This is a genomic window from Moorena sp. SIO3I6 (genome assembly GCF_010672095.1).
The window spans coordinates 1-1,710 of record NZ_JAAHHU010001078.1; the positions used below are offsets into that span (position 1 = coordinate 1).

Below are 1,710 nucleotides of genomic sequence, written 5' to 3' on the forward strand. Positions count from 1 at the left end.
TTTTTCATTGCCCTAGGATCTGGTGATCTCCTTAAAATGTAATTTAAGTTACAACTACTAGTGGATAACTATAACCTACATAGCATTTCCATTTGAGTTGTGAACATAATCCCTTAGGGAAAGGCAAAAGGTAAGATTCAAAAGGCAAGACCTAATCAAGGATATAGGGATTTTGGTAAATCTCAAAAACCAATCATCTTTGTTTACAATTCCTTTGGAAAATCTATCGAAATAATTCTTAAAAAGTTCCTGGGTTAATTTTTGTTAAAATACACCTCAAATGAATCTAAAAAATCAGGTAAAGGATCTTCCCAAAACGGCTATGATTACTGGTGCATCCAGTGGAATTGGTTATGAATTTCCCAAGTTATTTGCTCGCGATGGCTACAAGTTAGTTTTAGTCGCCAGAAATGAGTCAAAACTATCTCAACTGGCCGAGGATTTTAGGGAAAAATTTGGGACATTTGTCAGGGTTATTCCGAAGGATTTGTCAGTTCCAGGAGCTGCACAGGAGATTTTTGACCAGCTCCAAGCGGAAGGGATTAAGGTTGATGCACTAGTCAACAACGCAGGATTTGCTACCTATGGAGCTTTTGCTGAAACAGACCTGGCTACTGAACTAGACATGATGCAGCTAAACATAGTAACCCTGACCCATTTGACCAAATTATTTCTGCCAGCTATGGTGCAACAACAGTATGGAAAAATTTTAAATATTGCCTCCACAGCAGCGTTTCAGCCTGGTCCGTTGATGGCAGTCTATTATGCTACGAAATCCTATGTCCTATCCTTTTCTGAGGCAATTGCCAATGAACTAAAGGGTTCAGGGGTGACGGTAACTACTCTGTGTCCAGGACCAACAGAATCGGGTTTTCAAGCTCGGGCAAACATGGAAGACTCTAAGCTGGTTAGTGGACAAAAGATTATGAATGCTGAAACTGTTGCTAGGATTGGCTATCTTGGTCTGATGAAAAATCGAACTGTTGTTGTCCCTGGTCTCAAAAACCAGTTGCTTGCCCTGAGTATAAGATTTATGCCCCGAAATCTAGTAACCCAAGTGGTGAGAAGCATGCAAGAAAGGAGCCACTAGTTCTGATCAGCCAGTGGATTGAGAAATTCTAGCTTAATAGGTGCGCTTGACCCGTAATTAAATTCGCCACGGGTCGCACCTGCTGATAGCCTTAAGGAAAATAGAAGCAATGGATAAGTCTACTGGAAAGCCTCAAGTAAGATTTGTCAACAAAACAATGAGCAATGAATAATGAACACCTACCCTTCTACCAATGTACTCGACTTGTTACGGCTTCTGGGTAATCTAGCCAGTGGCTTTATCCGTAACCCCGGTGGTTTCGACCTTGAAAAAGTATTAGGGGGTTGGATTGGTGATGTCATCAAACGCTATGGTAGTAAAAATGTCATTCTAAACTTTCTTCTCAAGAAAGTCTTGCTAGTATCTGGGCGTGACTTATCAGACCACATTTTACAAGATCCACCGGACAGCCAAGGCTATATCGAAGGCAATCTCAAGAAGGATGGTATGTCTTTCCTTGCCCCCAACGCCCTCACTATCAGCCATGATCAGCAGTGGCAACGCCTGAGACCTTATAACGAGGGAGTGCTTGGCACAGGTTGCCAGCACCAGTACCAACAGGCTTTCCTCGACCAATCCTAGAAGCATCCCAGCTTACCCCAAGTGAGTTTCGTCAGGAA

Annotated in this window: 2 protein-coding genes; both read left to right on the plus strand. The window is 42.3% G+C overall.

Going from position 1 to position 1,710, the window contains the following annotated elements; all coding sequences use genetic code 11:
- Positions 1–280 precede the first annotated feature (280 nt).
- Positions 281–1,090 carry an SDR family oxidoreductase gene (locus F6K49_RS46290; RefSeq protein WP_293109174.1) on the plus strand — a complete coding sequence of 270 codons (810 nt, stop codon included), beginning with the start codon at positions 281–283 and terminating at the stop codon, positions 1,088–1,090.
- A 171-nt stretch (positions 1,091–1,261) separates the two neighbouring features.
- Entirely contained in the window at positions 1,262–1,672 is a 411-nt protein-coding gene (locus F6K49_RS46295) for a hypothetical protein (RefSeq protein ID WP_293109176.1), read from the plus strand.
- Positions 1,673–1,710 lie beyond the last annotated feature (38 nt).